This window comes from Novosphingobium naphthalenivorans NBRC 102051, assembly GCF_001590985.1.
Lineage (GTDB): Bacteria > Pseudomonadota > Alphaproteobacteria > Sphingomonadales > Sphingomonadaceae > Novosphingobium > Novosphingobium naphthalenivorans.
On the sequence record NZ_BCTX01000018.1, the window covers coordinates 22572 to 46950 of the forward strand.

Below are 24379 nucleotides of genomic sequence, written 5' to 3' on the forward strand. Positions count from 1 at the left end.
CCTTGCAGCCCCAAGCGAAAGAGACCCGGAGACTTCCCCACAATGCGCATCATCTTCATGGGAACCCCCGATTTCGCGGTGCCCGCCCTCGTCGCGCTGGTGGAGGCCGGGCACGAGGTCGTGGCGGCCTATAGCCAGCCCCCGCGGCCCGGCGGACGGCGGGGCAAGGAACTGACCCCCTCCCCGGTCCACAAGGAAGCCGAGGCGCGCGGGATCGCAGTGCGCCACCCCGTCTCGCTCAAGGGCGCCGAGCAGCAGGCCCTGTTCGCCGCGCTGGAGGCGGACGTGGCGGTGGTCGCCGCCTATGGCCTGATCCTGCCGCAGGCGGTGCTTGATGCGCCCCGGCTCGGCTGCCTCAACATCCACGCCTCGATCCTGCCGCGCTGGCGCGGGGCGGCGCCGATCCAGCGGGCGATCCTGGCGGGCGACCCCACCACCGGCGTCACCATCATGCAGATGGAAGCCGGGCTCGACACCGGGCCGATGCTCGCCACCCTGCGCACCCCGATCGACCGCAAGACCGCCGGCGAGCTGACCGCCGAACTGGCGGACAAGGGCGCCCGCCTGCTGATCGACACCCTGCGCGATCTCAAGGTCCACCGCCCGGTCCCGCAGCCCGAGGACGGCGTGACCTACGCGAAGAAGATCGACAAGGCCGAGGCCCGGATCGATTTTTCCCAAGACGCCGGGCAAGTCGAGCGCCAGATCCGCGCCTTCATGCCCGCGCCGGGCGCCTTCTTCGAGCTCGACGGCGAGCGGTACAAGGTCCTCGCCGCCGATCCGGCCGAAGGCAGCGGCGAGCCCGGCTCCACGCTCGACGATGCCCTCACCGTCGCCTGCGGCACCGGCGCCCTGCACGTCACGCGCATCCAGCGCGCCGGCAAGCCCGCCATGGACGCCGCCGATCTGCTGCGCGGCAAGCCAATCCCGGCGGGAACCCGGCTCGCGTGACCCGCTTCGCCCTCACTCTCGAATTCGACGGCAGCCCGTTCATGGGCCTGCAGCGGCAGGCGCATGGCCCCTCGGTGCAGCAGACGGTCGAGGACGCGGCCCATGCCGTCACCGGAGAGGACGTGCGGATGCACGCCGCCGGGCGCACCGACACCGGCGTCCATGCCCTCGCCATGCGCGCCCATATCGACGTCGAGAAGAGCTTCACCCCCTTCCGCCTGATGGAAGCGCTCAACGCCCGGATGCGCCCGCACCCGGTGGCCGTGACCGCCTGTGAGCCAGTGGCGGACGACTGGCACGCCCGCTTTTCCTGCATCGGCCGCGCCTATATCTACCGCATCGTCAACCGCCGCGCGCCGCTGACGCTGGAGCGCGGCAAGGCCTGGCAAGTCGCCAAGCCGCTCGACGCCGAGGCCATGCACCGCGCCGCGCAGGCCCTGGTCGGACGGCACGATTTCACCACTTTCCGCTCGGTCCACTGCCAGGCGCAGAGCCCGCTCAAGACGCTCGACCGGCTCGACGTGCGCCGCGAGGGCGAGTGCGTGCTGATCGAGACCGAGGCGCGCAGCTACCTCCACCATCAGGTCCGCTCGATGACCGGCTGTCTCGCCATGGTCGGCATGGGCCGCTGGCGCGAGGAGCAGGTGCGCGAGGCGCTGGAGGCGCGCGACCGGCAAGCCCTCGGCCTCAACGCCCCGCCCGACGGGCTCTATTTCGTGCGGGCGGTCTATCCCGAGGGCTGACACACCCGCGCCCATAAAGCCCCTCCTCTTCAGGGGAGGGGTTGGGATGGGGCCGTGCCCCAGACACTGCGCCCGGTCGAGAGTCCCCACCCCCGGCCCCTCCCCTGAAGAGGAGGGGAGAAGAACGCCTCCCTCTTCGTCCTTGCGAGCGGCAAAGCCGCGCGGCAATCCAGAGCGCGCGCCAACCGCCCTGGATTGCCCTTCGGCTGGCTGCTTGCAGCAGCCGCTCAGGACAGGCTTCCCCCTTCGGGTTCGCAATGACGAAGCATGGAAGAGCCCCCTCACAAGGTGACACCCGCTTGACACGAGTGACACGGTCCAGAGGAAAAACCTGTCACCTTGGCCCTCGCAGTGTCACCTTGCGCCCGAAAAGTGTCACCTTGTGCACCGGACCTGTCACCTTGTGCCGGAAATGTGTCACCTTGCGGCACCCAGGTGTCACCTTGCGCGTCGTAGCGCAGCCCGGCCTCCCGCATCTGAGCGCCGATCTGCAGCGCCTCGTCCCAGACCTTTGCGAAGTCCTGCGGGAGGCGGCGGCGCAGGCGATAGGCCGACTGCCGACTCACCCCCACCACCCGCGCCGCCGCCGCGACCGACCCGTTCGCCGCCAGCGCGCGCAGGAACAAGTGGATACGGGGGCAGCTCCAGCGGTACTCGGCATTGGAACGGCGGGGCGGACGGGGGTGCGCGATGTGGGCCATGCGGAGAGGATACCGCAGGCGGGGGTGTGTAGGAAAATGGGTTGTCGGGGCATGACCCATTGGCAGCTAAAGCCTCCAACAATCTAATTCCCCGCACCCGAACGCTATCCAATTTGGACTCATTACTTAGAAATCCTATTAACCAAATATCTAGCGCCTGTGGATAATTTGTGCATAAGTACGGATGTACGTCTCGCTAGGGGGAAAGACGTGAGCAAGCTATTCTTCGGCGATAACTTGGAGGTGCTCCGGAACGGCGATATTCCGGCGAAGTCCGTGGATCTTGTCTACCTTGACCCGCCCTTCAATTCGAACGCACGATACAACGTGCTATTCCGCACGCCTGACGGAACCAAAGCAAGCGCCCAAGCTGAAGCTTTCAGAGATACTTGGGAATGGGGCCCCGAAGCCGACCAAGCAATCGACGACATCCATCAACACATAAGAGGATCAACCGCCCGATTTATCGATGCATTAAGTGCGGCGCTCGGTAAGAGCGATATGATGGCCTATTTGGTCATGATGACAGTGCGCCTATACGAGCTGCGCCAAGTCCTCAAAGATGAAGGAACTCTCATCTTACACTGTGATCCGACGGCCAGCCATTATTTAAAAGTTATCCTAGACGCACTCTTTGGACCAACGGCCTTCCGAAATGAAATCATCTGGCAGCGCTCGACCGGTAAGTCTCACAGTAGTCGTCGCTTGCCCAGCAATCACGATGTTTTGCTGCTCTACGCGGGCGAGAATGCCAAGTGGAACGGCGACAATGCTTTTGTACCCTACGATGAGGAAAACTTGCCCGAAAAGACAGCGACTAAGTACTGCCATCAGGATGCGGACGGTCGTCGATATCGATTGGACAACCTAATTAATCCAAACTCAGACCGACCGAACCTGACCTATGAATTCAAGGGCGTCACACGAGTTTGGCGCTGGACAAAAGAGCGGATGCAACGGGCAGATTTGGAGGGTCTGATCGTCCAAACTGCGCCCGGCAGAGTGCCGCAATTCAAGCGATATCTCGACAAACAACGCGGACTTCCTCTCGGCGACGTTTGGACCGACATCGCCCCGCTAAACTCCCAAGCGATCGAACGCATAGGATATCCCACGCAAAAACCCATGGCGCTACTGAAGCGCTTGATTGAATTGACCACGGATCGCGGTGACTTGATCCTCGATCCGTTTTGTGGGTGCGGAACCACCGTGGAAGCTGCCCAATGGCTCGGCCGCCAATGGATCGGAATTGATATTGCGTACCACGCTGTGACCGTAATTCAGGACAGAATGAAAAACGAGTTCCGCGGAACAGCAAAGTTCGACGTCTTCGGCATCCCGCGGAATTTCGAGCAGGCTGAGCGCCTAGCAGAGCATGACAAGTATCAATTTCAGTGGTGGGCAAATTACCTGTTCGACCCACATGCCGTTCGGGAAATTAAGAAAGGTAGGGATCGGGGAATCGATGGAGAGATATACTTCCCCAAAGGGCCTGGCTCATCCGGCTATGGCCGCATGCTAATTTCAGCAAAGGGTGGAAAGAATCTCACGCCCTCAATGGTTCGGGACTTCAGAGGCACATTGGAGCGCGAAGGCGCCGAACTAGGGCTTTTCGTCTGTCTGCAACGTCCGACCAAGAACATGCGTGAAGAGGCATCGGAGGCAGGATTCACAGACACGCCACAAGGTAGAAAGCCAAGACTTCAAATCGTTTCGATTGAAGAGTGGTTTGAAGAACGAAAGAGACCAGATATTCCTAATGCACCGGGCTTAGAGCGGTCGGCATTCGCCCAAAAAACTAAGAAGCCGACACCAAAAAGGCCAGACCCGTTTTCGCCTGAGCTTCCGCTCACGATCGCAGGGACCAAACAGTCAGATGTCGTGCGACACCTAAACCCAACGCGCGTAAGGTCTGCCTAACTGACTACGGTTTGGCTGTGCCGATGCAAACACTTGGACTGACTGCTTAAATCACGCAAACCCTCAAGCCTTGCCGACAACACTCTCCGGCAGCTCCGTCCCGAACACGCGCTGGTAGTATTCGGCCACCAGCATACGCTCGGTCTCGTCGCACTTGTTGAGGAACGAGAGGCGGAAGGCGAAGCCGACGTCGTTGAAGATCGCCGCGTTCTGCGCCCAGGTGATGACCGTGCGCGGGCTCATCACGGTCGAGATGTCGCCGTTCATGAAGCCCTGGCGCGAGAAGTCAGCCACTTTGACCATCTGTGCGATGGTGCCCGCGTCGATCTGCGGCACTTTCTTGGTGACGATGGCGACTTCGGTCTCGGCCGGCAGGTAGTTGAGGCCGACGACGAGGTTCCAGCGGTCCATCTGGCCCTGGTTGATCTGCTGGGTGCCGTGGTAGAGGCCCGAGGTATCGCCGAGGCCCACCGTGTTGGCGGTGGCGAAGAGGCGGAAGTGCTTGTCAGGCCGGATCACGCGGTTCTGGTCGAGCAGGGTCAGCTTGCCCTCGGTCTCCAGAATGCGCTGGATCACGAACATCACGTCCGGGCGGCCGGCGTCGTATTCGTCGAACACCAGCGCCACCGGGTGCTGCAGCGCCCAGGGCAGCAGGCCTTCGCGGAATTCGGTGACTTGCAAGCCATCGCGCAGCACGATCGCGTCGCGCCCGATCAGGTCGATGCGGCTGATGTGCGCGTCGAGGTTGATGCGGATGCACGGCCATTTCAGGCGGGCGGCGACCTGCTCGATGTGGGTCGACTTGCCGGTGCCGTGGTAGCCCTGCACCATCACGCGGCGGTTGAAGGCAAAGCCCGCGAGGATCGCCAGCGTGGTGTCCGGATCGAAGACGTAAGTCTCGTCAAGATCGGGCACGCGCTCGTCGGCCACCGAGAAGGCGGGCACCTTCATGTCGATGTCGATCCCGAAAGTCTCGCGCACGTCGAGTTCGATGTCGGGCGCGGCCAGAACAGTGGCGTCGCGGTTTTCGGCTTGGGAAAGGGCAGAGTCAGTCATCGTGGGAAAATGCCTAAAGGACCGCGCGCTGCATCGCAATAAGCTTTGGCGGTATTGCGGCTTGGGCTGTTCTGAAAATGAGGGGGCGGGAAGCCATTGCTCCCAACATTCGTCATCCCCGCGAAGGCGGGGATCCAGCTCCGGCGCCGTCGTTTTGCCCGGTGTCAGGAGATGGATTCCCGCATTAATGCTTCGCACTGCCCTTCGGGGCGCGGGAAATCGAGGCCTCAGCCCCCCACCTTCGGCGGCAGCGCGAAGAGATCGAGGAAGCGCTGCACCAGCGCCGGATCGCCCGTAACCTTGAGCTTGTTGCCCGCCTCGCCCGGCGTCTTCTTGCCATAGAACACCGGCAGGAAATCCGAGGCGCTTTCGGCACTGAAGCGGATATCCGGCGACAGCATACCCTCGCCGGCGGGATGGATGGAGAGGCCGTCGTGCCGCACGCGCCCCGCGAAGTGCTCGCCGCCCACGTCGAAGGCCACCCAGGCCTCAAGATCGCCGATCTTCGCCGGGTTCAGCAGCGTGCGCATCGAGAGCATCAGCGATACCGGAGTGAGCGGCAGCGAGGAATCGAACAGCGGCGAGCGCAGCGACCAGCGCACCAGCGCCTGCAGCACCGGCTCCAGCCCGCGCCCCCATTCGGTGAGCTGATAGACTTGCGCCGAAACCGGCGGCGGCAGCTGCGCGCGCTCGACAATGCCGAGGCCCTGCAGCGTCTCCAGCCGCTCGGTCAGCGTCTTGGCGCTGAGCACGGGCAGGCTGGCGCGGATGTCACTGAAGCGCCGCCCGCCCAGCATAAGCTCGCGAATCACCAGCAGCGTCCAGCGCTCGCCGATCAGTTCCATCCCGAACGCGGCGGCGCAGGCATCGCCATACCACTTTCCGTGCACTGGCCGATTTCCCTGCACCGGCTGACCCGAATTGGTTTCTTTTTGCAACTTCATGGTTGCTTTTTGTAACGTTAGTGCCAGCGTAAGGCAAGATCGATTCGCACCCCCGGAGGATCACGATGCCCATCGACGATACCGCGGCCATCCGCATTTCCGCCTTCGACAATGTGCCGCCTTTCGCCAGAGGCCTCGTGCGCGACTTGCGCGTGCGCTGGGCGCTGGAGGAGATCGGACGGGACTATGGCCTGCACTATCTCGACGCGATGAAGCCCAAGCCCCCGGAGTACCGGGACTGGCAGCCGTTCGGGCAAGTCCCCGCGTTCGACGACGGGCAAGTGCGCCTGTTCGAAAGCGGCGCGATCCTGCTCTATCTGGGCGAACAGGACGAGCGCCTGCTGCCCCGCGATCCGGCGCAGCGCTGGGCGGCGACGAGCTGGCTGCTGGCGGCGCTCAACAGTGTCGAGCCGGCGTTGATACAGATCGTCAATCTCGACTTCTTCCTCGCCGGGCAGCCCTGGGCCGCCGATGCGCAGCCGGTGTTCGTGGACATGGCGCGGGGCAAGCTCAAGAGCACCGAAGCTGCGCTGGGCGAGCGCGAGTGGTTTGCGGGGCCGTTCTCGATCGCCGACATCATGATGACCTGCGTTCTGCGCAATATCGATCATACGGACGTGCTCTCCGCCTATCCCGCCCTCGCCGCCTTCAAGGCCCGCGCCGAAGCGCGCCCGGCGTTCCAGCGGGCGCTGGCGGACCAGCTCGCCGGCTTTCGCGAACCGGCCTGAACGACGCCACAGGATCACTCTGGGAGAACGGCCATGGCCGACTACACATTCTACACCAACCCGATGTCCCGCGGACAGATCGCCCGCTGGGCCCTGCATGAGGCGGGCGCCGAATACGATCAGGTGCTTGTCGACTGGCAGGCCAAGCCCGCAGCCTTCCTCGCCGTGAACCCGATGGGCAAAGTCCCCACGCTTGTCCATCATGCCGAGGGCGAAGACCGGACCGTGACCGAAGCCGCGGCGATCTGCCTCTATCTCGCCGAGATGCACCCCGAGGCAAACCTCCTGCCCAGCGATGCCGAGATGGCCGACTACTACCGGTGGACATTCTTCGCCGCCGGCCCGGTGGAACAGGCGATCGTTTCGCGCGCGCTCAAGTTCGAACCCTCACCGGAGCAGGAGGGCATGGCCGGATGGGGCAACTTCGACCGGACGATCGGGACGCTCGACGGACATCTGTCGGGAACGGCCTGGGTCTGCGGGAACCGCTTCACCATGGCCGACGTCTATGTCGGCAGCGCGGTCGACTGGGGCCTGAACTTCGGCATCCTGCCGCCCCTGCCCTCCTTCGCCGCCTATGCCGAACGCTGCCAGGCCCGCCCGGCCTACAAGGCAGCCAAGGCGATCGACAATGCGCTCATCGCGGAAATGAAGAAGTAGGCTCGTGCGCCTGGAACTCTTCGGGCACCCCTTCTCGTCCTACACGTGGAAGGCCCTGATCGCCCTCTATGCGGAGGGCATCGCGTTCACGTTCCGCATGGTCGACGGCGAGCATCCCGAAAATGGGCAGGCCGTCCAGTCGGCCGGCCCGCTCGGCAAGTTCCCGGTGCTGCGCGACGGCGGAAAGCTGGTGTTCGAAGCGACGGCAATCATCGAACACCTGTCGAACCATCACGCGGCGGCGGGCGCGCTGATCCCCGCCGATCCCGATGCGGCGCTCACCATGCGCATGGTCGACCGCGTGTTCGACAATTACGTGATGGATCCCATGGCGGATGCCGTCGGCGAATATCTGCGCGACGGCAAGAACCCGGACCACGCGCGGGTGGAAGAGGCACGGGGCAAGCTGGAACGCTCCTATGCCTGGCTGGAAGGCTGGCTGGCATCCTACCCGCAGCCGGATCACGTCACACTGATCGAATGCGCGGCGGCGCCTTCGCTGTTCTATGCCGACTGGGTCCATCCCATCGGTGAACCGTATCCCCGCCTGCGCCAGTGGCGCGCGCACTTGCTGCAACTGCCGCCAGTGGCTCGGTGCGTGGAGGAGGCCCGGCCCTACCGCCCGTTTTTCCCGCTTGGCGCTCCGGATCGGGACTGAAGGAGAGAGAGATGCCCGAAGAGAACCAGAACAACGAACTGTCCGTCACGCGATTCATCGCAGCGCCGCCTGCCAAAGTCTGGGAAGTCCTGGCCGAACGGCAGAACGAGTGGTGGTGCCCCCGCCCATGGCGGGCCGAGGTGGACCGGCAGGACCGGCGCCCGGGCGGCGTCTGCAACATGACCTTCTACGGGCCGGACGGCGAAGAAATGCCGCAGAACGGGATCTACCTCGCGTTCGAGGAAGGCCACCGTTTCGTGACCACCGACGCCATCACCGGCGATTTCCAACCCTCCGGCCCGTTCATGATCGGCATCTGGGAGATCGAGCCCGAAGGCAGCGGCACGCGCTATACCGCCCGGGCCCGCCACTGGAGCGCGGACACCCGCAAGCAGCACGAAGAGATGGGCTTCCTCGACGGATGGACAGCCTGCGCCGCCCAACTGGCGGAAATCTGCGAAAGGGAAGCGGCATGAACGCCGAAGGCGGCTGCACCTGCGGCCAGGTTCGCTACCGGCTGAAGGCGCAGCCGATCGTCGTCCACTGCTGCCATTGCCGCTGGTGCCAGCGCGAGACGGGAGCCTCCTTCGCCCTCAATGCCGTGATCGAGACCGCGGAAGTCGAACTGCTGGGCCAAGCCCCCGAACGCCACCCCCCCGAACGCATCGACACGCCCTCGGCCAGCGGCAAGGGACAGGCGGTATTCCGCTGCCCCTCCTGCAAGGTGGCGCTATGGAGCCATTACGGCGGCGCAGGCGAAAACGCCGCCTTCGTCCGCGCCGGCACGCTCGACAATCCGGATGCCTGCCCGCCCAATGTCCACATCTTCACCGACAGCAAGCAGCCCTGGGTCGTAATCCCCGAAGGCGCGGAACAGTTCCCGGCGTTCTATTCGGGCCGGGACGTGGTGCACCTCTATGGCGAGGACGGCGCGGCGCGGTGGAGAGTGCTGCGCGGCAGGTGAGGGAAGCTGCGCATGTCGGGATGGCAAATCCGAGGTCTGCCGTTTCCCTGTTTTTCCGGAATGAGGGCTTTCCAGATACGCCGACATTGCGGTCATTCCGTAACGCCGGAGTCCTCTGTCGATCATTCACATGACACCAAGTGCCAATGATTAGCTATTTTCGAGCAGTACTTAGGATTCGCCCAATGCCCGGAAAGTTCAGGCAGGCAGAAATCTCAGGAAACAGCGGATGAACGAAATTTAACCAAAGAATGAGAGTCTTTTCTTATCGTAAGAAAATGGATACTGGGAGAGTATTCAATGAGGGGGCTCATGAAAACTGCATCTTGGGTGCGCACTGCAGTGCTCGCGGCGACTATCTGCGTAGCGATGCCGACGAAGGCGCAGGAGAAAACGGGGAGCAAGGAAGGCTTTACACTGAAGCCCGGCACGGTCCGCATCGTTCTGATGCGGCCGGTTATCGATGTCGGCGCGCAGTCGACCGGAGGCATGTTCGAGCCGAACGCCGACTGGACGACGCAGGCCCGCGAATATCTCACCGAGGCACTGGGCGAAGCGCAGTTGAAGCTCGGTAACGTCGTGGTGGAGTATTCCGACCAAGCGACGGACGATGGTCCGCTGGTTACGCAATACTCGCACTTGTTCAGCGCGGTCGCGGACTCGGTGATCGAGTATCAGTTCTTTCCCGGGAACCGGCTGCCCACAAAGAAGCACAGCAAGAGCTTCGACTGGGGCATGGGCAACGGCCTGTCGAGGCTGAAGTCTCTCGACGGCGCGGACTACGCGCTGTTCATCACCACACACGACGAGTACGGTTCGACCGGCCGTAAAGTGCTCCAGATTTTCGGCGCCCTAGGAGGCGTTGCCGTGACCTCTGGCGTTCACGTCGGGCACGCTGGTCTCGTCGATCTCAAGACCGGAGAACTGGTATGGCTCAACGCCGATCGTCAGATGGGGGGCGACGTGCGTACACCTGAAGGCGCTCACAAGCGTGTCACGCAGTTGCTTGAAGGCTTTCCAGGCAAACCCGGCGACGTAGCCGTTGCGGGCAACTGAGATGCGCCGGCATCTGGCACTATTGGCCGGCACTCTGCTGAGCCTTGCGGGATTGTCAGCGCAAGCAGCGGATCCTTCGCTTGTGCTCCCGCCCTACACGCCAGCCTACGAACCGACGAGCGTGGATGAACGCGGTCTTTGGATGCAGGTGGACGAGATTGAGCGCCAGCTACGTGACAGCCCGTTGCGTGTCCGCGATGGCAATCTCGAAAAGTATCTGCTTGATGTCTTATGTCGGGTCGTCGGCCAGGACCGTTGCTCGGGCGTCCGCGTGTACGCCATCGAAAATCCCAGTTTCAACGCATCCATGATGCCCAACGGCGCGATGCAAGTGCAATCCGGCCTGCTGTTGCGCGTGCGTAACGAAGGTGAACTGGCTGCAGTGCTCGGGCACGAGTTCGCACATTTTGAACTTCGGCATAGTTTGAATGGGTTCAAAAACCGGCGAGCCACCACCGATGTCATGGCATGGATGACAGTGCTTGGCGGCATCACGAACACGCCGACCGGCGATACACAGTTATCCCTTGTCGGCTCGATCTTTCAGTTCAACCGCGATCAGGAAACAGCCGCAGACCTTCTGGGCCTCCAATATCTGGCACAATCGGGCTACCCTGCCCATTCCGCTTCCGAGGTATGGCAATCGCTCATGGCTGAGCAGGATGCCACCGCACGCGGCAGGAAGCTCAAGGCGAAGCAGAGGTACAGCGCGGGGTTCTTCGACACGCACCCGACTTCGCTCAGCCGCGCGGCATACTTGTCTGAGATGGCGGACAAACTGCCCGCTGGTGGCGATCCGCGAACGCAGGAACTGCAAGTCGCCGTTGCGCCATATCTTCCACGATTTCTGGCTGCTCAGAACAAGCTGAACGACTTCGGCGGGACGGATTACATCCTCTCGAACCTTGCGGCACGGTCTGGCTGGACTCCCGAACTGTTGTTCGCCCGCGGAGAGTTGTATCGGGCACGAGCCAATCCTCGCGATCTTCAGCTCGCCAGTCAGTTCTATCGGGAAGCAAAGACCGCAGGTTATGCCAGACCGGAACTCGACAGAAACCTGGGCCTCGCCCTGATCCGCAATGGACAAGTTGATGAAGGCCGGGCAGCGCTCTCCGCCTATCTGGCTGCAGCTCCTGATGCGTCCGATGCGGCGATCATCAAAACCCTTTTGCCGAACTGAGGTAGGTCCATGTCGCGCACCGCTTTCGCAGCCCTCGCACTTCTCGCGGTCGTATCTTCGCCGTGCCTTGCCAACTCACTTGTCGGTGCCGGCCCACAATCCGGCATTGCCAAGTCCCGGATGTCTGCCACGACCGCGGGCGAATGGAACAAGCTGAGCCTGCGGGAAGGCAAGAACGTGGAGGTCTGGACGCTAGATGGCGACGCGCTCAACAAGGTGACGTTCTTCGGCGGCGTTCCCGCAGGCGCACCGCTTTTGCGTGAACGTGACAAGAAGAACCGCCCGCTTCCCACGGTCGCAGCGAACATGCTGGTCACGGACATACCGACGCTACTGGAAACGACGTATCGCAGCCAGTTCGCCGTCAACCAGATGACCATCGATACGCAGGTGCCCGCGCTTCTCGACGGCCATAACGGCATTCGCTTCACCTACAGCTTCACCAAGGCCGACGACGAAGTGCGCCGGAAAGGAGAAGCAGTCGGCGCTATGATCAACGGACAGCTCTATCTCGTCTCTTACGAGGCACCGGTGATCTACTTTTTCGACAAGGATATCGAGAAATTCAGGGCCTTGGCTGCTTCAATAAAACTGTAAATTAGATGACGTCAGGCTTGCCCCACCTTCACCTTGAATAGGGGAGCCCCACGGTCTGCGTCAGAATTTCGGTCATTCCATTTCTCTCAAGTTGTCGATGCTGTGGGATAGCATTTCGCCTCGCGTCCCCTCCTTGGCTGAACGATGAATGACGAACGAGCCACCGGCAAAGCGGACATCCTTGCCTCCCTTGCACGGGAAGGACAAGGAAATGGCAGTTCACCCCGACTTTCCAGCCCTTCGGCGCACTCTCCGGGCCGCCCGTAACCGGTCAGTCGAACAGTCGCTCCTCAAGCCAGCGCCGCCGCTTTCCTCAGCACCTGATAGGCCTCCACGACCGTCTGCAACCGCTCCGAGTGGCCGTGGTCGCCGCCGTTGTGGTCCGGGTGGTACTGGCGCAGCAGGCGGGTGTAGCGCAGGCGCAGGGCCTTGCGGTCGATGGCACCATCGAGGCCGAGCACTTCGAGCGCGCGCCGTTCGCCAGGGGTGAAGCGTGCGTTTTCGGGCTTCAGGTCCGCCTGGCGGCGCTTCACATGGGCGCGGGCGCGGCCGCTGATGGCTTCGAGCGGGTCGGAAAAGTCGGCCCAGCGCGGAGCGCCGTCGATACCGGCGTCGGGCCGGAAAGCGCGGGTCTGCGTTTCCCAGCCATGCAGCGGCGACTGGGCGCGGAAGATCTCCTCCGCGTCCATGCCTTCGAAGTAATCGTAACCGGCGTTGAATTCGCGCACGTGGCCAAGGCAGAACCAACGGTAGTCGCCCGGTCCGTCGAATCCGGACGCCCGCCCGCCCGGCGCGCGGAACTCACCCGCCTCTTCGCACCCCGGCCAACTGCATTCGCGCCCGCCGGATTCGACCCTGCCATGAAATCTCTGTTGTCTCACCGGCTTCAAGATGGGGCATCGGGTCCCTAAATGGAACCCATGACTGGACCTCTCGCGCAGGAAATGCGGCAATTGCTCACGGCGGCCTTCGAACCGGCCGTGCTCGACATCATCAACGATTCCGCCAGCCACAGCGGCCATATGGGCGATGACGGCACTGGCGAAACGCACTTCACCATCGTGATCGAAAGCGCGAAGTTCGCAGGCGTCTCGCGCCTGCAGCGCCAGCGCATGGTCAATGCCGCGCTGGGCGATATTCCCGGCGGCCGGGTCCACGCCATCGCCATCAAGGCCCGCGCACCGGGCGAGTAAGCCCGGGACGGATCAGGCCGGAGCCTGCCATTCGATCCACGCCCCATGGGCGTGCGATCGTGCCAGCAGCCGCCACTCCTCACCGCCGGGCCAGTACCGGACTTGCAGCGCGTGGCCGAGCAGGGTGCGGTCTGCCTCGACGGAAATCCACGCGAGGGCCTTGTCCGGCGTGGCCTGCGCGCCTGCGGCCTCCATGGCCGCAGTGATCCGCCGGCGCTGGTCTTCGGGCACATATTGCATGACGATCGAGTGCATCAGCACCCGCGTCGTGGCTTCGGCCTGCGGCCGGGCCAATTGCCGCTCGACGAAATCGGCGGCGTTCATCGCCACCAGATCGGGCGCCTGTGCGTTCGCCGCCGCGATGGCGGCATCGAGACGGGCAAACCGCACGGTATGTTCGGGCCAGATATAGGCCCGCAGGCGCAGCGCCTGCGCGGGATCGGTCAGATCGACCGGAGCGACATCACAGCCTTTCAGCGAGGCAAACGAGACCGGCCCGTCCGGCGGCGGCGCGCCGCGCCATTCGGGCGTGAAGACCATCGCCGCGTCCCGCGGCCCCACGGTCACGCCGCCCAGATCGTAGCGGTAGCGGTCGATCATCAGGTTGATCCCGGCGCTCGATCCCACTTCGAGGCATTCGAACCGCGAAGGCAGCCCTTGCCCGGCGAGCCACAGCATCGCGGCGACGAAGTTGGACGAGCGGCCCGCCTCGTTGGTCTGCGGCGGTCCATCGAGCCAGGGCACCAGGTCTTCGTCACGGCGCGCGATCACATCGCGCACGATCGCGGCATCGTCCACCGCCTCCCCGGCATAGAGCGGCGCCAGCGCCGGCTCGCGGCCCGAGAGGTGCAGCGCGTGAAGCCCGCCCGCCGCGCGCAGCGGCAGGGCATCGGCCAACGGCATTCCCTGCCAATCGCGGATGCGGGTGAGGAACGGTCCTCCGGGCCCGGCATCGTCCAGCACCGCCGCCACGGCAGCGACCACCCGGGCCGTGATGGGCGCGCCGTTGCTCCGGCAATAGGCCACCTGATTGGCGAAAGCCTGAGCCACATCGCCGCCGAATCCCTGCGTGAAGCGTTTCTCGTCCTGCGCCATGTTGCCCTTTCGCCGCTTGCGCCCTAAATGCGCGCACCATGCCGAAACCGCTGACATTCGCCGTGCCCAAGGGCCGTATCCTCGACGAAGCGCTGCCGCTGATGGCGCGCGCCGGTGTTGTGCCCGATGCCGAGTTCCACGACAAGAAGTCGCGCGCGCTGTCTTTTGCCTGTGAGAACAGCGACATGCGCCTGATCCGCGTGCGCGCTTTCGACGTCGCGACCTTCGTGGCGCATGGCGCGGCGCAAGTGGGTATCGTCGGTTCGGACGTGGTGGAAGAGTTCGCCTATTCGGACCTCTATGCCCCGGTCGATCTCGATATCGGCCATTGCCGCCTGTCGGTGGCGGAGCCCGTCGGGGACGTGGGCGGCCCCCTGCCCTCGCACCTTCGCATCGCCAGCAAGTATCCCAACCTCACCCGCCGCCACTTCGAGAAGCTGGGCGTGCAGGCCGAAGTGGTGAAGCTCAACGGCGCGATGGAACTGGCGCCGTCGCTCGGCCTGTCGAGCCGGATCGTCGATCTCGTTTCCACCGGGCGCACGCTCAAGGAGAATGGCCTCGTTGAAACGAGCCGCATTCTGGACATTTCCGCGCGCCTGATCGTCAACCGCGCCGCACTCAAGACCGACGAGCGCGTGGCCGCGCTGGTCGAGGCATTCCGCGCGCTGGTGAGCGAAAAGGCAGCGGCCTGATGCTGCGGCTCTCCTCCAGCGATCCCGGCTTTGCCGAGGCTTTCGCCCGCGTCGTCGCCGACCGGCGCGAGAGCGCAGTCGATGTCGCCGCCGATGTCGCCGCGATCCTCAAGGACGTGCGCGCCCGCGGCGATGAAGCTCTGGCCGAACTGACCGCGAAGTTCGACGGCCACGACCTCGACCAGAGCGGTTGGCAAGTCGATGCCGAGACTTGCCGCAAGGCCTTCGACGATCTCGATCCTACGCTGCGTTCGGCGCTGGAACTGGCGGCGGAGCGCATCCGCGCCTATCACGCCGCCCAGCTTCCCGAGGACCGCGACTATACCGACAGTGCAGGCGTGCGCCTCGGCGCCACCTGGCGCGCAGTCGATGCGGCCGGGCTCTACGTGCCGGGCGGACGCGCGGCCTATCCCTCCTCGATGCTGATGAACGCGATTCCGGCCAAGGTCGCCGGGGTCGAGCGTCTCGTCGTCGTCACACCCACGCCCAGGGGCGAAGTGAACCCGCTGGTGCTCGCCGCCGCGCACCTTGCCGGGGTCGATGAAGTCTGGCGCGTGGGCGGGGCCCATGCGGTGGGCGCGCTCGCTTATGGCACGGACCGGATTTCGCCGGTCGATGTGATTACCGGCCCCGGCAATGCCTGGGTCGCGGAAGCCAAGCGGCAGCTCTACGGTGTCGTCGGCATCGACATGGTGGCGGGCCCCAGCGAAATCCTCGTGATTGCCGACGCCAAGAACGAATCGCGCAAGGTCGCGGCCGACCTGCTCAGCCAGGCCGAGCACGATCCGACCTCGCAGTCGATCCTCATCACCGACGACGCGGCCTTTGCCGAAGCCGTTGCGCAGGCCGTGGAAGTCGAACTTTCAGCGCTGCACACGCAGGCAACCGCCCGTGCGAGCTGGGAAACCAACGGCGTCATCATCGATGTCGCCAGCTTCGATGAAGCCCCTGCGCTGGCCAATGCGCTGGCCGCCGAACACGTCGAGATCGCCACCGACGATCCCGAAGCGCTGATGCGGCAGATCCGCCATGCCGGTTCGGTGTTCCTCGGCCGGATGACCCCGGAGGCGGTCGGCGACTATGTCGCGGGGCCAAACCATGTGCTGCCCACCGGGCGCCGCGCGCGGTTCTCCTCGGGGCTCTCGGTTCTCGATTTCATGAAGCGCACCAGCTTCATTCAGCTCGATTCTGCGGCGCTGGAGGCCATTGGCCCCGCCGCCGTGGCCCTTGCCGATGCGGAAGGGCTTCCCGCGCACGCGCGCTCCATTTCCGTAAGGCTCGGCCAATGACCATATCCAAGAAAGCCCGCACTGCCGCCCGTCTCGGCGCGGTTCAGGCGCTGTACCAGTTCGAGATGGAAGCCACTCCGCTGGCGACCCTGCTCGATGAATTCCACCGCCACCGCCTCGGCGCGGTGATCGACGACGAGCAGTATCTCAAGGCCGAGATCGCCTTCTTCGACGATGTCGTGAAAGGCGCCATTGCCCGGCGTGAGGACATCGACGACCTCCTGGGCAACAAGCTCGCCGAAGGCTGGTCGCTCAAGCGCCTCGACAAGACGATGCTGCAGATCCTGCGCGCGGGGACTTACGAACTGATGGCCCGCGCCGACGTGCCCGCCGCGGCCGCGATCAGCGAATATGTCGACGTGGCCCACGCCTTCTTCCAGCCGCGCGAGGCGAAGTTCGTCAACGGCGTGCTGGATGCCGTGGCCAAGGCGGTTCGCTAAGCAGCGTTCCCAAGTTTCCGTTCGTGTCGAGCGAAGTCGAGACACGCTTAGCGCTGTGCCCACGTGTCTCGACTTCGCTCGACACGAACGGGATAGACCGGCATGAGCACCGGGTGACCTCCGAATTCGCCCTCATCGCGGCCCTGCGTGGCATTGCCGGCACCCCCGCCGCGCGCGGGCTGATGGACGATGCGGCCGTCATCGAGATCGGCGGCGAGAAGCTGGTGCTCACGCTCGATACGCTGGTGGAAAGCGTGCATTTCCTGCCCGGCGATCCGCCCGCTTCCGTGGCGTGGAAGCTCGTCGCGGTGAACGCCTCGGACATTTCCGCCAAGGGCGCCGAACCGCTCGGTTGCCTCTATTCGCACGCGCTGGGTAGCGACGCCTGGGACCGCGCGTTTCTCGACGGTCTGGCCGAGGCCTGCGCGCATTTCCGGATGCCCCTGCTCGGCGGCGATACCGTGCGGATGCCCGAGGGCGCGCCGCGCAGTTTTTCGCTGACGGCGCTGGGGCGGACCACCGGGGCCGTCCCTTCGCGCGGCGGCGCCAAGCCCGGCGACCGGGTCTGGGTAAGCGGGACCATCGGCGATTCGGGGCTCGGCCTTGCCGTGCTGACCGGGCGTGCAGCCGCGCCCGAAGCGGCTGAATGGCTGGCCGCGCGCTATCGCCGCCCTTCTCCCGAGACCCGGCTCGGCCCGGCCCTCGCGCCCTGGGTTACGGCGATGATGGACGTGTCCGACGGGCTGCTGATCGACGGGCAGCGCATGGCCGATGCCAGCGGCATGGCCATGACGCTGGCCGCCGATCTCGTGCCGTTATCGGAGGCTTTTCGCGAAACGGCCGGGGACAACCTCGAAGCCCGGCTCATGGCGATGACGGCCGGCGATGATTACACCCTGCTGTTTACCGCCCCGCCCGAACACACGGCGCAGATCCGGGAAGCGGCGGCGGCGCTGGATTGCCGGGTCACGGCGGTCGGGGCGATAGCAGCGGGTGCGGGACTGTCGCTGCTTCACGACGAAAAGGCCGTCCCTCTTCCCGAACGCCTCGGTTACAGGCATTGATGATGACGGGGACGATCGCCGGGTTTTGATCCGGCGCAACGCATGGTTACGTAAAACCCGGGATAAGCCGCTTGCCAGTCCCCCGGCTTGTCTATAGCCCTTTCGCCTTCGAGCGGGAAAACCCGTCGAAATAGCGAAACATAATGGGAAGGGGGCGTTACGTGAATCCAGTCACGATCGCAATTATCCTGGGACTGCTGGCCATTGTCTATGGCTTCGTGACCAGTCGCCAGGTGCTCGGCTCTCCGGCCGGAAACGCTAAGATGCAGGAGATCGCAGCGGCCATTCAGGAAGGCGCGCAAGCCTACCTGAAGCGCCAGTATTCCACCATCGCTGTAGTCGGTGTGGTTGTCGCGGTGATCATCGCGGTGACGCTCGGCGCGATTTCGGCGCTGGGTTTCGTCATCGGCGCGATTCTCTCGGGCGTCGCGGGCTTCATCGGCATGAACATCTCGGTGCGTTCCAACGTGCGCACGGCGGCAGCGGCCCAGACCGGGCTGCAGGAAGGCCTGACGCTCGCGTTCCGCGCCGGTGCGATCACCGGGATGCTGGTGGCGGGCCTCGCGCTGCTCGCGATCGCGGTGTTCTACTGGTATCTCACCGGCCCCGGCGGCCATACGGTGGGCGGGGAAGACCGCACTGTGGTCGAAGCCCTGACCGCCCTTGCCTTCGGTGCTTCGCTTATTTCGATCTTCGCGCGTCTCGGCGGCGGCATCTTCACCAAGGCCGCTGACGTCGGCGCCGACCTTGTCGGCAAGGTCGAAGCCGGCATTCCCGAGGACGACCCCCGCAACCCCGCCGTGATCGCCGACAACGTGGGCGACAATGTCGGCGACTGCGCCGGCATGGCCGCCGACTTGTTCGAGACTTATGTCGTGACTGTCGGCGCCACCATGGTGCTCACCGCGCTGCTGCTGAAAGGCGCGGACAACCTGATGGCGATGATGGCCACCCCGCTGCTGATCGGCGGCGTCTGCATCGTCACTTCGATCATCGGCACCTACTTCGTCCGCCTCGGAGCCAATGGAGCTGGGGCAAAGAACATCATGGGCGCCATGTACAAGGGCTTCCTTGTCACCGCGGTACTCTCCGTTCCGGCGATCTGGTTTGCCATGCAGTACACGCTCGGCGACATGGAAGCGTCCATCGCGGGGCAGGCGTTCAGCGGGCGCATCCTGTTCTATTGCGCGTTGCTGGGCCTTGCCATCACCGGCCTGATCATCTGGATCACCGAGTACTACACCGGCACCAATTTCCGGCCGGTGCGCTCGATCGCCAAGGCGTCCGTCACCGGGCATGGCACCAACGTGATCCAGGGCCTTGCCATTGCCATGGAAGCGACCGCGCTGCCCACGCTGGTGATTGTCGCGGGCATCGTCATTGCCTACCAGTTCGCCGGACTGCTGGGCATTGCCTATGCCGCCACGGCGATGCTGGCGCTGGCCGGCATGGTCGTCGCGCTCGACGCCTATGGCCCCGTCACCGACAATGCCGGCGGCATTGCCGAAATGGCGGGTCTTGACGACAGCGTGCGCGAGAAGACCGACGCGCTCGATGCCGTGGGCAACACCACCAAGGCCGTGACCAAGGGCTATGCCATCGGCTCGGCCGGCCTTGCCGCACTGGTGCTGTTCGCCGCCTATACCACCGACCTTCGGGAGTTCTTCCCGCACCTGACCGTGAACTTCAGCCTCGAAAACCCCTACGTGATCGTGGGCCTGCTGCTCGGCGCGCTGCTGCCGTACCTGTTCGGTGCGATGGGCATGACCGCCGTGGGCCGCGCCGCCGGTGACGTGGTGGTCGACGTGCGCGAGCAGTTCAAGTCCAACCCCGGCATCATGACCCACGAATCCAAGCCGGACTACGCCCGCACGGTCGACCTCGTCACCAAGGCCGCGATCAAGGAGATGATCCTGCCCTCGCTGCTGCCGGTGCTGGCGCCGATCGTGGTCTATTTCGCGATCACGGCGGTGGCCGGTTCCGAGAACGGCTTTGCCGCGCTCGGTGCCCTGCTGCTCGGCGTGATCGTGGGCGGCCTGTTCGTTGCGCTCTCGATGACCTCGGGCGGCGGCGCGTGGGACAATGCCAAGAAATACATCGAGGACGGCAATCACGGCGGCAAGGGCTCGGAAGCCCACAAGGCGGCCGTGACCGGCGACACCGTGGGCGATCCCTACAAGGACACCGCGGGCCCGGCCGTGAACCCGATGATCAAGATCACCAACATCGTCGCGCTGCTGCTTCTCGCAGCCATGGCGGCTGGTTGATAAAAGCCTGACGGCTTAACCTTTACATGGCCCCGCCGGCTTGAGCCGGCGGGGTCTTTTTTTACCTGAACCCGCCTTTCATGCGCCGGGACAATAACCATTCCTTGATTTCCGCTTGCTATGCCGCTGGCAGCAGGCCCCTTTCCTGCGCCGATCAAGGGATTCAGGCGAATAGTTGTGCGTATTCAGGACCAGATTCCGGTTCCTTGGAACACGCCCGGATACCGCCCTTCCGTCCGGATTACCTGCGTCCCCTGGCGTGCCCTCGAACCGGAAATCGAGGCGTGGGACGCGCTGGCGCTGAATGCCAGCGAACCCAATCCGTTTTTCGAAAGCTGGTATCTGCTGCCCTCTCTGCAGCATCTGCCCGCCACGAAAGACGTCATGATCCTGCGCTTTGAAATGGACGGTATGCTGGCCGGCGTGCTGCCCGTCAGGCGTGCAGGCCGGTATTATCGCTGGCCGATCCCGAACATCTCCAGCTGGGTGCACGAAAACGCCTTCTGCGGCCTGCCTCTGGTATGGCGCGGGGCCGAAGCCGCTTTCTGGCAGGCCGTGCTGGACTGGGCCGACAGGCACCCCGGCGCCGGGCTGTTCCTTCATCTGCAGGGTCTGATCGGCCCCGGCCCGATCCTGACCGCGCTTGAAACCGTGCTGGACCACAGCGGCCGGCAGGCGGAAACAGTCCATTTCGAAGAGCGCGCCATGCTCGCGCCGGATCTTGCCCCCGAAGCCTATTGGGAAGCCTCGCTCTCCGCCAAGAAGCGCAAGGAACTGCGACGACAGGCCAAGCGCCTGTCCGACGCCGGCGAAGTCCGGTTCCATCGCACCGGCGGCCCGGAGGACATCGGCCAGTGGTGCGCGGATTTTCTCGAACTGGAACGGTCGGGATGGAAAGGCCGGGCCGGATCCGCCCTCGCCTGCGCCGAGGGCACGGCCGCCCTGTTTCGCGAGAGCCTGCTCGGCGCCGCCCGCCGCGGCCGCCTCGAACGCGCGACGCTTTCGCTCGACGGCAGGCCGATCGCGATGCTGGCAACTTTCGTCACGCCGCCCGGTGCCTTCTCCTACAAGACCGCATTCGACGAGGCTTACGCACGATTTTCGCCCGGCGTGCTTCTGCAGCGGGAAAATCTCGCGCTTGCAGAGCACGCCGGCGTCATCTGGCGCGACAGTTGCGCCGCCGCCGATCACCCGATGATCGACCATATCTGGCGCGAGCGGCGCCAAGTCTCGCGCCTTTCCATCGCTATCGGCGGACGCCTGAGGCGCACCGCCTTCCGCCATATCGTGCGCCGCGAAACGGCGCGCCAGCCCGCAGGACCCAGGCCATGAACGCAACTGCCACGATCACGCCGGACGCGGTTTTCGATGCCCGGACGCGAGAGACGTTCGCCGCGAATTATCCCGAAGTCCCGCACAAGCTGGCTCACGCTCTGGGCGCGCATCCGCTGTTCGAACTGGAAGCGCTGGCCCGGCTGGCCGAAGCGCTGCCCGAAGCCTCGATCGAGTACAATGCCAGCGATCAGCCGCTGGGCATCGACGGCAAGCCCGATCCCACCGGCATCCCGATCGGCGAGACAATCCGCAATATCGAAAGCTCTGCATCCTGGGCCGCGCTCAAGAACATCGAGCAGGACCCGGCCTATGCCGCGCTGCTGGCCGAACTGCTCGACGAACTGCGCCCCGCGATCGAGGCGAGGACTGGACGGATGCTGAAGACGCAGGCGTTCGTCTTCGTCACTTCGGCGGGGGGCGTGACGCCCTATCACTTCGATCCGGAGCACAATATCCTGCTCCAGCTGCGCGGCTCCAAGGTGATGACTCAGTTTCCGGCGGGCGATGCGCGCTTCGCGCCCGACGAAGTGCATGAGACCTATCACACTGGCGGCGGCCGCGAACTGCGGTGGGACGACGCCCTGCTGACGGGCGGCACCGAATTCGCGATCGCCGCGGGCGAGGCGCTGTTCGTGCCGGTGATGGCACCGCATTTCGTACAGAACGGGCGGGAACCCTCGGTCTCGCTGTCGATCACCTGGCGCTCGGAATGGAGCTTCGCGGAAGCGGATGCGCGCGCGTTCAACGGCGTGCTGCGCCGGTTCGGCCTCCGGCCCTCCGCGCCCGGCCGCTGGCCTGCTGCAAACCGCGGCAAGGCGGCAGGCTGGCGCATCCTGCGCAAGCTCGGCGCGGGGGGCTAACCGCCCCCTAGCCGCCCCCTAACCGCCCCCTAACCGCCGGGGTGGTAGAAATCGTAGATCGTCTGCGCCACCGCTGCGCTCACCCCCGGTGCGCGCTGCAGGTCTTCCAGACTGGCCGCCCGGACCTTCCCCGCCGTACCGAAATGCAGCAGCAGCGCTCGCTTGCGCGCCGGGCCGATGCCGGGGATTTCGTCGAGCGGGCTGGCGGTAATGGCCCGGCTGCGCTTGTCGCGGTGGGCACCGATGACATAGCGGTGCACTTCGTCACGCAGGCGCTGCAAGTGGAACAGCAGCGGCGAGTTCACCGGCAGCATTTTCTCGCGCCCATCGGGGAAGTGGAACACTTCGCGCCCCTCCCGGCCATGGTGCGGCCCTTTGGCGATGGCGATCAGCGGCACGTCCTCGATGCCGAGTTCCTCCAACGCATCCTTCACCGCGCTCATCTGCCCCTTGCCGCCGTCGATCAGCACGAGATCGGGCCATGTCCCACTCTCGCGCTCGGGGTCTTCCTCCTGTACCCGGCCGAAGCGGCGGGTCATCACTTCGCGCATCATCGCGAAATCGTCGTTGGTCTGCGCGGACTTGATGTTGAACTTGCGGTACTGGTTCTTGAGGAAACCTTCCGGCCCCGCCACCACCATCGCGCCCAGTGCCTTGGTGCCCTGGATATGCGAGTTGTCGTAGACCTCGATCCGCTGCGGAATATCCGGCAGTTCGAGGAACTCGGCCAGTTCGCGCATGATCTTCGCCTGCGTGCCGCGTTCGGCCATGCGGCGGTCAAGCGCCTCGACGGCATTGCGCGCAGCCTGCTCCATCAGCCTCCGCCGCGAACCGCGCTGGGGCACGGAGATCTCGACCTTCCCCCCTGCCCCTTCGCGGAAGGCTTCGGCCAGGAGTTCGTGCTCGGGCAAATCGCGGTCGACGAGGATCAGGCGCGCGGGCGGCACTTCCTCGTAGAACTGGGTGAGGAAGCTTTGCAGCACTTCTTCCTCGGAAAGCCCCTCGGTATGCGTCGGGAAGAACGCCCGATGCCCCCAGTTCTGGCCGCCGCGAATGAAGAAGGCCTGCACCCCGATCTGGCCGTTCTTGCTCGCCAGCGCGAAGATGTCGGCACTGTCGAGCCCTTCGGCATTGATCGCCTGGCTGCCCTGGATGAAGGTGGCCGCGCGCAAGCGGTCGCGCAGCATCGCGGCGCGTTCGAAATCGAGCGCTTCGGCGGCTTCGGCCATCTGCGCCTCGATCTTGCGCTGCACCGCGCTCGACTTGCCGCCAAGGAAGTCCTTCGCCTCCTGCACCAGCTCGTCGTAGCCCGCCTCGTCGATGCGGCCGACGCAAGGCGCGGAGCAGCGCTTGATCTGGTAGAGCAGGCAGGGCCGGTCGCGCCGGGCGAAGAAGCTGTCGGTGCAGCTGCGCAGCAGGAACAGCTTCTGCAGCGCGTTGATCGTGGTGTTCACCGAACCGGCGCTGGCGAAAGGGCCGTAATAGTTGCCCTTGGCCTTGCGCGCGCCGCGGTGTTTCATGATCCGCGGATAAGCATGATCGGCGCGCAGCAGGATGAACGGGAACGATTTATCGTCGCGCAGCAGCACGTTGTAAGGCGGACGGAAGCGCTTGATGAGCTGCGCCTCCAGCAGCAACGCCTCGGCTTCCGAATTGGTGGTGACGATCGTCATCGAGCGCGTCTGGCTGACCATGCGCTGCAACCGGATCGGCAACCGCTCCCACTGCACGTAATTGGCGACGCGATTGCGCAGCACCCGCGCCTTGCCGACGTAGAGCACGTCCCCGCGCGCATCCTGCATCCGGTACACGCCCGGCCGGGTGGGAAGCGTGCGCACCGTGTCGCGGATCACTTCCGCTCCGGCCTGCAGGTCGGGCTGCTCCGATCCGCGCAGGGTATAGGCCGCCCGCTCCTCGTTGAAGCGTTCGAGCCCCTTGGGGTGTTCAGGAGATCCGGCAGGAGTGCGCGCCATCGCCGCGAGATAG

At 64.7% G+C, this 24379-nt stretch carries 25 protein-coding genes; 19 read left to right on the forward strand and 6 right to left on the reverse strand.

Features of this window, described 5'->3' with window-relative positions:
- Window positions 1–42: 42 nt before the first annotated feature.
- Window positions 43–951, forward strand: a complete 909-nt coding sequence (gene fmt / locus NN5_RS07865) for a methionyl-tRNA formyltransferase (protein ID WP_067733642.1) — start codon at window positions 43–45, stop codon at window positions 949–951.
- Window positions 948–1694, forward strand: a complete 747-nt coding sequence (gene truA, locus NN5_RS07870; RefSeq protein WP_067733644.1) for a tRNA pseudouridine(38-40) synthase TruA — start codon at window positions 948–950, stop codon at window positions 1692–1694. Before fmt ends, truA begins: the two co-directional genes overlap by 4 nt.
- Window positions 1695–1975: 281 nt before the next feature.
- On the opposite strand, the gene NN5_RS25730 is transcribed toward truA, so the two are convergent.
- Window positions 1976–2395, reverse strand: coding sequence for a hypothetical protein (locus tag NN5_RS25730; RefSeq protein ID WP_157081056.1), 420 nt, complete (start codon window positions 2393–2395; stop codon window positions 1976–1978).
- Window positions 2396–2605: 210 nt separating this feature from the next.
- On the opposite strand from NN5_RS25730, the gene NN5_RS27180 reads away from it, so the two are divergent.
- The gene (locus NN5_RS27180) at window positions 2606–4315 is read left to right on the forward strand and encodes a site-specific DNA-methyltransferase (protein ID WP_067733646.1); all 1710 of its coding nucleotides are present in this window, start codon (window positions 2606–2608) and stop codon (window positions 4313–4315) included.
- A gap of 63 nt (window positions 4316–4378) precedes the next feature.
- On the opposite strand, the gene cobS is transcribed toward NN5_RS27180, so the two are convergent.
- On the reverse strand, window positions 4379–5371 hold the full coding sequence (gene cobS / locus NN5_RS07885; protein WP_067733648.1) for a cobaltochelatase subunit CobS: 993 nt from the start codon (window positions 5369–5371) through the stop codon (window positions 4379–4381).
- A 227-nt stretch (window positions 5372–5598) separates the two neighbouring features.
- Window positions 5599–6315, reverse strand: a complete 717-nt coding sequence (locus tag NN5_RS07890) for a winged helix-turn-helix transcriptional regulator (RefSeq protein ID WP_067733650.1) — start codon at window positions 6313–6315, stop codon at window positions 5599–5601.
- Between the two features lie 65 nt (window positions 6316–6380).
- Between NN5_RS07890 and NN5_RS07895 the strand changes: the two genes are divergently transcribed.
- The 8 genes from NN5_RS07895 (at window position 6381) to NN5_RS07930 (ending at window position 12158) form a co-directional block, all read left to right on the forward strand.
- Window positions 6381–7043, forward strand: a complete 663-nt coding sequence (locus NN5_RS07895; RefSeq protein WP_067733652.1) for a glutathione S-transferase family protein — start codon at window positions 6381–6383, stop codon at window positions 7041–7043.
- Between the two features lie 33 nt (window positions 7044–7076).
- The gene (locus NN5_RS07900; protein WP_067733654.1) at window positions 7077–7703 is read left to right on the forward strand and encodes a glutathione S-transferase family protein; all 627 of its coding nucleotides are present in this window, start codon (window positions 7077–7079) and stop codon (window positions 7701–7703) included.
- Between the two features lie 4 nt (window positions 7704–7707).
- On the forward strand, window positions 7708–8361 hold the full coding sequence (locus tag NN5_RS07905; RefSeq protein ID WP_067733656.1) for a glutathione S-transferase family protein: 654 nt from the start codon (window positions 7708–7710) through the stop codon (window positions 8359–8361).
- A gap of 11 nt (window positions 8362–8372) precedes the next feature.
- Window positions 8373–8837 (forward strand): SRPBCC family protein, encoded by a 465-nt coding sequence (locus tag NN5_RS07910; RefSeq protein WP_067733657.1) that lies wholly within the window; start codon window positions 8373–8375, stop codon window positions 8835–8837.
- Window positions 8834–9325 (forward strand): GFA family protein, encoded by a 492-nt coding sequence (locus NN5_RS07915; protein ID WP_067733659.1) that lies wholly within the window; start codon window positions 8834–8836, stop codon window positions 9323–9325. Before NN5_RS07910 ends, NN5_RS07915 begins: the two co-directional genes overlap by 4 nt.
- A 312-nt stretch (window positions 9326–9637) precedes the next feature.
- Entirely contained in the window at window positions 9638–10381 is a 744-nt protein-coding gene (locus NN5_RS07920) for a hypothetical protein (RefSeq protein ID WP_067733661.1), read from the forward strand.
- A 1-nt stretch (window position 10382) separates the two neighbouring features.
- Complete coding sequence (locus tag NN5_RS07925; RefSeq protein ID WP_067733663.1) at window positions 10383–11561, forward strand: M48 family metallopeptidase; 1179 nt, start codon at window positions 10383–10385, stop codon at window positions 11559–11561.
- Between the two features lie 120 nt (window positions 11562–11681).
- Window positions 11682–12158, forward strand: a complete 477-nt coding sequence (locus NN5_RS07930) for a hypothetical protein (protein WP_245656338.1) — start codon at window positions 11682–11684, stop codon at window positions 12156–12158.
- Window positions 12159–12448: 290 nt separating this feature from the next.
- Here the strand turns inward: NN5_RS07930 and NN5_RS07935 are convergent, their stop codons facing one another.
- Entirely contained in the window at window positions 12449–13039 is a 591-nt protein-coding gene (locus NN5_RS07935; RefSeq protein ID WP_067733667.1) for a DnaJ domain-containing protein, read from the reverse strand.
- A gap of 39 nt (window positions 13040–13078) precedes the next feature.
- On the opposite strand from NN5_RS07935, the gene NN5_RS07940 reads away from it, so the two are divergent.
- A complete protein-coding gene (locus tag NN5_RS07940) occupies window positions 13079–13351 on the forward strand; it encodes a BolA family protein (RefSeq protein ID WP_174523882.1) in 273 nt (90 codons plus the stop codon).
- A 12-nt stretch (window positions 13352–13363) separates the two neighbouring features.
- Here the strand turns inward: NN5_RS07940 and NN5_RS07945 are convergent, their stop codons facing one another.
- Window positions 13364–14446: a DUF2332 domain-containing protein gene (locus NN5_RS07945; RefSeq protein WP_067733672.1), complete on the reverse strand. Its 1083-nt coding sequence runs from the start codon at window positions 14444–14446 to the stop codon at window positions 13364–13366.
- A gap of 38 nt (window positions 14447–14484) precedes the next feature.
- Here NN5_RS07945 and hisG point away from each other — a divergent pair, with 38 nt between their 5' ends.
- The 7 genes from hisG (at window position 14485) to NN5_RS07980 (ending at window position 22393) form a co-directional block, all read left to right on the forward strand.
- On the forward strand, window positions 14485–15138 hold the full coding sequence (gene hisG / locus NN5_RS07950) for an ATP phosphoribosyltransferase (RefSeq protein ID WP_067733674.1): 654 nt from the start codon (window positions 14485–14487) through the stop codon (window positions 15136–15138).
- The gene (hisD, locus tag NN5_RS07955) at window positions 15138–16427 is read left to right on the forward strand and encodes a histidinol dehydrogenase (RefSeq protein ID WP_067733675.1); all 1290 of its coding nucleotides are present in this window, start codon (window positions 15138–15140) and stop codon (window positions 16425–16427) included. Before hisG ends, hisD begins: the two co-directional genes overlap by 1 nt.
- Window positions 16424–16867, forward strand: coding sequence for a transcription antitermination factor NusB (gene nusB, locus NN5_RS07960; RefSeq protein ID WP_067733677.1), 444 nt, complete (start codon window positions 16424–16426; stop codon window positions 16865–16867). Before hisD ends, nusB begins: the two co-directional genes overlap by 4 nt.
- 113 nt (window positions 16868–16980) lie before the next feature.
- Window positions 16981–17931: a thiamine-phosphate kinase gene (gene thiL, locus NN5_RS07965; protein WP_067733679.1), complete on the forward strand. Its 951-nt coding sequence runs from the start codon at window positions 16981–16983 to the stop codon at window positions 17929–17931.
- 161 nt (window positions 17932–18092) lie between these two features.
- Entirely contained in the window at window positions 18093–20198 is a 2106-nt protein-coding gene (locus NN5_RS07970) for a sodium-translocating pyrophosphatase (protein WP_067733680.1), read from the forward strand.
- Window positions 20199–20375: 177 nt separating this feature from the next.
- The gene (locus tag NN5_RS07975; protein ID WP_245656340.1) at window positions 20376–21530 is read left to right on the forward strand and encodes a GNAT family N-acetyltransferase; all 1155 of its coding nucleotides are present in this window, start codon (window positions 20376–20378) and stop codon (window positions 21528–21530) included.
- Window positions 21527–22393: a cupin domain-containing protein gene (locus NN5_RS07980; protein WP_067733682.1), complete on the forward strand. Its 867-nt coding sequence runs from the start codon at window positions 21527–21529 to the stop codon at window positions 22391–22393. The genes NN5_RS07975 and NN5_RS07980 overlap by 4 nt, the downstream gene beginning before the upstream one ends.
- 29 nt (window positions 22394–22422) lie before the next feature.
- Here NN5_RS07980 and uvrC read toward each other — a convergent pair whose 3' ends face one another.
- Window positions 22423–24366, reverse strand: coding sequence for an excinuclease ABC subunit UvrC (gene uvrC, locus NN5_RS07985; RefSeq protein ID WP_067733684.1), 1944 nt, complete (start codon window positions 24364–24366; stop codon window positions 22423–22425).
- Window positions 24367–24379: the final 13 nt, after the last annotated feature.